Annotated in this window: 5 protein-coding genes and 3 pseudogenes; 2 read left to right on the forward strand and 6 right to left on the reverse strand. The window is 75.0% G+C overall.

Going from position 1 to position 5,432, the window contains the following annotated elements; all coding sequences use genetic code 11:
- Positions 1 to 92: 92 nt before the first annotated feature.
- The 5 genes and pseudogenes from JNW89_RS26370 to JNW89_RS26385 form a co-directional block, all read right to left on the reverse strand.
- Entirely contained in the window at positions 93 to 473 is a 381-nt protein-coding gene (locus JNW89_RS26370; RefSeq protein ID WP_238451017.1) for a VOC family protein, read from the reverse strand.
- 157 nt (positions 474 to 630) lie between these two features.
- Positions 631 to 1,074, reverse strand: coding sequence for a nuclear transport factor 2 family protein (locus JNW89_RS26375; protein WP_238451019.1), 444 nt, complete (start codon positions 1,072 to 1,074; stop codon positions 631 to 633).
- 61 nt (positions 1,075 to 1,135) lie between these two features.
- A pseudogene (locus JNW89_RS39055) lies at positions 1,136 to 1,252 on the reverse strand (RNA polymerase subunit sigma-70); the annotation flags it as partial.
- A gap of 157 nt (positions 1,253 to 1,409) precedes the next feature.
- Positions 1,410 to 1,640 (reverse strand): annotated as a pseudogene (locus JNW89_RS39060) (sigma factor); the annotation flags it as partial.
- 59 nt (positions 1,641 to 1,699) lie between these two features.
- Positions 1,700 to 2,281: a GNAT family N-acetyltransferase gene (locus tag JNW89_RS26385; protein WP_238451023.1), complete on the reverse strand. Its 582-nt coding sequence runs from the start codon at positions 2,279 to 2,281 to the stop codon at positions 1,700 to 1,702.
- 35 nt (positions 2,282 to 2,316) lie between these two features.
- Between JNW89_RS26385 and JNW89_RS26390 the strand changes: the two are divergent.
- A pseudogene (locus JNW89_RS26390) lies at positions 2,317 to 3,525 on the forward strand (glycosyltransferase 87 family protein); the annotation flags it as partial.
- A gap of 1 nt (position 3,526) precedes the next feature.
- Here JNW89_RS26390 and JNW89_RS39065 read toward each other — a convergent pair.
- Positions 3,527 to 4,078: a GNAT family N-acetyltransferase gene (locus JNW89_RS39065; RefSeq protein WP_306344903.1), complete on the reverse strand. Its 552-nt coding sequence runs from the start codon at positions 4,076 to 4,078 to the stop codon at positions 3,527 to 3,529.
- 78 nt (positions 4,079 to 4,156) lie between these two features.
- Between JNW89_RS39065 and JNW89_RS26405 the strand changes: the two genes are divergently transcribed.
- A complete protein-coding gene (locus JNW89_RS26405; protein ID WP_238451025.1) occupies positions 4,157 to 5,386 on the forward strand; it encodes a winged helix-turn-helix domain-containing protein in 1,230 nt (409 codons plus the stop codon).
- Positions 5,387 to 5,432: the final 46 nt, after the last annotated feature.

Consider the following 5,432-nt stretch of genomic DNA (forward strand, 5'->3'; position numbering starts at 1 on the left):
CAGGGGACGTGAAGCGACCCGGCCGTTCGGCCGAGCAGGGCTGACCCCGCCGGTGGCGGTTCCCGGCCGGCGCCGGGAGCCGCCGCACCGGATCAGTCCTGCGCGAGCACCGACAGGATGTTGCCGGCCGGGTCGGTGAACCAGGCGATCGTCGGCCCGTTCCCGCGCATCACGCCCTTCTCGTCCTGGCCCATCCCCTCGTAGCGGGCGAACCGCACGCCCCGCGCGGTCAGCTCGTCCACGGCCCGGTCGACGTCCGGCACCGGGAAGTTCAGCACGGTGTGCCGGGCCGGCTCGTGGTCCGCCTTCGGATACACGAGCACCGGCCGGTCCCCGGCGATGTGCAGGGTCAGCAGGCCGCCCATCTTGTCGTCGCGCGACACCCGCAGGCCGAGGGTGTCGGCGTAGAACTGCTGGGCGCGTCCGATGTCGTCCACCGAGAACGAACTGAACGCCAAGGTGTCCGTGAACATGCTGGTCTCCGTTCCTGCGTGGCCGGCGGCATGACCGTCGCCGGATGGCTGCCGTCCCGGTCATGGTCCTCCGCCGACGGGGCGCTGTCCTGGGATGGACTCCGGCGATGGCCGGAATTCATCGGCCCGGGCACCGGCCCCGCCGGCGTCGTACCGCTCAGGGCAGCCGGTCGGGCAGGCCGAACAGCGGGAAGAGCCGCGGCTGGAGGAAATGGTTGAGCCGGGTGATCCGGCCGTCGGAGGACTCCACCAGCTGGATCGAGAACGCGCGGTGGCCGCCGGCCGGGTCGGGCCGGAACTGCGCGAGGGCCGGCCCGCCGTTGGCGGCCACCGGCAGCAGCCGGGAACCCCGGCAACCGGCGCCCGGTCCGGCCAGCCACCGGCCGATGTCGGCCGCCCCCCGCAGCCACAGCGGATACGGCGGCATGGCGTGCACCGCGTCCTCGCGCAGCAGCGCGACCAGGGCGTCGATGTCGTACCGCTCGAAGACCTGGACATAGCGGTCGAGCAGCTCCCGGTGCTCCCGGTCCAGCGCGGGGGCCGGCGCGGCCGCCGCCCGGTCGGCCATCGTGGCCCGGGCCCGCTGCACCGCGCTGGTCACCGCGGGCGACGGTGGTGTCGAGCAGCTCGGCGACCTCGCCGGCCCGCCAGCGCAGCACGTCCCGCAGGATCAGCACCGCGCGCTGCCGCGGCGGCAGGTGCTGCAACGCGGCGACGAAGGCCAGTCGGACCGACTCGCGGGTCACCGCCAGCTCGGCCGGGTCCGCCGGCAGCACCACGGCGTCCGGCGCCGGCTCCAGCCACTCCCGCCCGGCCCGGGCGCGCCGAGCGACGCCGCCACCGGGGCGGACGGCCCGCCGAGATCCATCGGCAGGCCCGCCGGCCCTGGCCCCGCAGCAGGTCCAGGCAGACGTTGGTGGCGATCCGGTAGAGCCAGGTGCGCAGGCTGGACCGCCCGTCGAAGCGGTCGAGGCCGCGCCAGGCCCGCAGCATCGTCTCCTGCACCGCGTCCTCGGCGTCGAAGACCGAACCGAGCATCCGGTAGGCGTAGCCGGTCAGCTCGACGCGGAACCCCTCCAGGCCGGCGGGGTCGGCCGCCGGGCGGGCGCCGGGCAGCGGGGCGGTCGGGTTCGGGCCCGCGCCGGTTCTCGCCGTCGCTGCGGTCATGCGGCCACCGTAGGCGATGCCTCCGACACCGGAGCGACGGCGCGCGCCGCCCCCGCCGCTCAGTCGGTGGCGACCGGCTCGGCCGGGACCGCGACGTGCAGCCGGAGCTGGGGGACCAGCATGTCGTCGACGTCCAGCGCCCGCGCCGCGCCGTCCGGCTCCCAGCCAGTGGAGGTGAGGAACTTCCGGGTCGCCTCGTCGCCCTCGAACGCCCAGGCCACCGCCCGGTCGAAGCCGTCGGTGCGCCACTGGTCCACGGTGGCCGCGAGCAGCCGGCTGCCGTGCCCGCGCCGGCCCCAGCGGGGCTCGACCAGCAGGTCCGTCACCGCCGCCACGCCCTCGGCCAGCGCCTCGGCCGGCTCACCGGGGGCGAGCGCCTCGGCGTCCGCCGGACCGGAGGCGGCGAACCCCACCAGATAGGATTGCTCGGCCTGTTCGACGGCGACCAGCACGCGGTGCGCGCCGGAGGGCGGCTCCTGCACCGCCGCGCTCCACCGCCGGGCGAGCCATGCCTCGTCCAGGTTGTCGAGCACGTGCCGGGGCAGGATCCGGCGATAGGCGACCCGCCAGGTCGCGAGCTGGATGCGTGCGATCTCGCCGGCGTCCTCGGGACGCGCCGGGCGGACGTACCCCATGGCCATGGGACGGAAGCCTACGCAGGGCGGGAGTGACGATGGTGGCGCAGGGTGCCAGGCGGACGGCCGCGCAGGTCGCCGGGGTGGTCGCGCTCGCCGTCGCGGTGACGGCCTTCCTCTCCGTGGCGGCCGTCCGGCACGGCTTCTTCGACCTCAAGGTCTACTACGGCGCGCTGACCTTCTGGGCGCACGACCACGGCGAGATCTACGACTACCTCAAGCCCGGCACCCAGTACGGCTTCACCTACCCGCCGTTCGCCGCCCTGGTGATGCTGCCGATGGCCTACCTGCCGTGGCCGGCGGCGATCACCGTCAGCGTGGCCGCCAGCGCGGTGGTCAGCGCGGTGCTCATCTGGTGGCTGCTCGACCCGCTCTCCCGCCGGGCCGGCTGGTCCCGCTGGTTCACCCTGGCCGTCGCGCTCTGCCTGGCCGCCGCGTACGAGCCGATGCGCGAGACGATCAACTTCGGCCAGGTCAACATGCTGCTGCTCTTCCTGGTCGCACTGGACCTGCTGCGGCTGCTGCCGGCCGGCAACCGGTGGGCCGGCGTGGGCATCGGGCTGGCCACCGCGATCAAGCTGACCCCGGGCGTCTTCATCGTCTACCTGCTGATCACCGGACGCTGGCGGGCCGCGTTCACCTCGATGGCCGCCGCGGCGGTGGCGACCCTGCTCGCCGCCGGGCTCTTCCCGGACGCCTCCCGGGAGTTCTGGACCTCGTCGCTGTGGAACACCAGCCGGGTGGGGGAGCTGGCGTTCGTCTCCAACCAGTCGTTGCGCGGGGTGGTGGCCCGGCTGGACCCCGACCACCCGAGCACCCTGGCCTGGCTGCTGCTGGTCCTGGCCACCCTGGGGGTCTGGGCCTGGCGGTCCCGGGCGGCGGTGGCCGTCGGCGACGAAGCCACCGGGCTGGCGCTGACCGGCGCCCTGATGTGCCTGGTCAGCCCGGTCACCTGGGTGCACCACCTGGTCTGGCTGATCCCGGCGCTGATCCTGCTGGTCGACAACGCGATGGCCGCGCCCGCGCACGGTCCGCGGCGGCGCGCCCTGCTGGCCTTCGCGGTCATCGCGTACGGACTGCTGATCAGCCGGATCGTCTGGGCCTGGGAGAAGGACTTCACCGGCCTGGACGGCTTCCTGGGCAGCAACACCTACGTCTGGATCAGCCTGGCGCTGCTGGTGCTGCTGCCGATCCGGCGCTTCGCCGTCCCGGCCGCCGCCGTCGGCCGCCGGGCGTCCGGAGCCCACCGGGTCAGCCGTCGAGCCGGCCGGCGTACCGCAGCTCGTCGAGCCGGACCGGGGGAAGCCCACCGGCGAGCGGCACCGGGTAGGTGGACCGCTCGCCGTCCGCTGACAACCCGGCCCGCTCGTAGAAGCGGCGGGCCCGGGTGTTCTCGGCCAGCACCCAGAGCCGGTACTCCCGCCAGCCCCGGCCCGCCAGGCCGTCGCGGGCCGCGGTCAGCAGCGCCCGGGCGGTGCCGTCACCCCAGTGCGCCGGCTCCACGTACGTCGCCAGCACCTCGCCGTACGCCGGGTCCAGGTCGCCCCGGTCCTGGTTGTTGCGGTACGGCCCGAAGGTGACGAACCCGGCGGGCACCCCGTCGACCTCGGCGAGCAGCGTGGTGAACGGGTGCTCCAGGTCGGCGGTGCCGAGGTCCCGACGCCGTTGCGCCCAGGCCACCGGGTTGAGCCGGCGCAGCACCTCGTCGGGCATGATCCCGGCGTAGCCGGCCTGCCAGCCGTGGATGTGCACCCGGGCGATCGCCTCGGCGTCCTCGGGCTCTTCGCGGCGGATGGTAAGCATGTGTCCGTTCTATTCCTCGCCGGGCGTCCGGTCCAGCGTCCGCTCCGGCGTCGTACCGCTGGTTTAGGGTGCCCGACGATGGCCGCACCGGAATCACTCTCCCTCGCCCAGGCCCGGCGGGTGGCGCTGGCCGCCCAGGGCTTCGCCGACCCGGCGCCCACCGGCGTGCCCACCCGGCGACACCTGCGCCGGGTGCTGGACCGGGTCGGGTTGATCCAGATGGACTCGGTCAACGTGCTGCAACGGGCGCACTACCTGCCGCTCTACAGCCGGCTCGGGCCCTACCCGACGGCCCTGCTCGACACCGCCGCCTACCGCCGCCCCCGCGAGCTCTTCGAATACTGGGGCCACGAGGCGTCGCTGGTGCCGGTGGGGCTGCACGCGGCGCTGCGCTGGCGGATGGCCAAGGCCCACTCCGACGCCTGGGGCGGCATGCGGCGCATCGCGCAGGAGCAGCCCGAACTCGTCGCCTGGGTCCGCGACGAGGTGGCCGCCCGGGGGCCGCTGACCGCCGCCGAGATCGAGCACGACGCACCCCGGGAGACCGGCAACTGGGGGTGGAACTGGTCGGCGGTGAAGCGGGCCCTGGAGTTCCTCTTCTGGGCCGGCGAGGTGAGCGCCGCCGACCGGACGACCTCCTTCGCCCGCCGCTACGACCTGCCCGAGCGGGTGCTGCCGGCGGCCGCCCTGGCCGCGCCCACCCCCACCGACGCCGAGGCGTACCGCACGTTGGTGTCGGTGGCCGCGCGGTCGCTCGGGGTGGCCGCCGAGCCGGAGCTGCGCGACTACTTCCGGCTCCCGCTGGCCGGTGCCCGGCAGGCGATCGCCGAGCTGGTCGAGGCCGGTGAGCTGCGGCCGGTGACGGTGCAGGGCTGGCGGCAGCCGGCCTGGCTGCACGCGACCGCCCGGCTGCCCCGGTGGGTGCGCGGCGCCACCCTGGTCAGCCCCTTCGACCCGCTGGTCTGGGAGCGGGCCCGCACCGAGCGGCTCTTCGACTTCAGCTACCGGATCGAGATCTACGTGCCCGCGCCGCAGCGGGTGTACGGCTACTACGTGCTGCCGTTCCTGCAGGGGGAGCGGTTCACCGCGCGGGTCGACCTCAAGGCCGACCGGCGGGCGGGGGTGCTGCTGGTGCCGACCGCCTGGATCGAGCCGGGCGCCGACCCGGGGGAGACCGCCGTCGCGCTCGCGGCGGAGCTGTACCGGCTCGCCGGCTGGCTCGGCCTGGACGCGGTGGCGCCGCCGGTCGCCGGGGATCTCGCCGATCCGCTGGCCGCCGCGTTGAAGGGCGTGGCCGGTGTACCGTGAGCGCGTGACGAGCGTGGACGGGTCGGCGGGTCAGCCGGGTCAGCAG

It is taken from the genome of Micromonospora sp. 4G55, assembly GCF_016803375.1.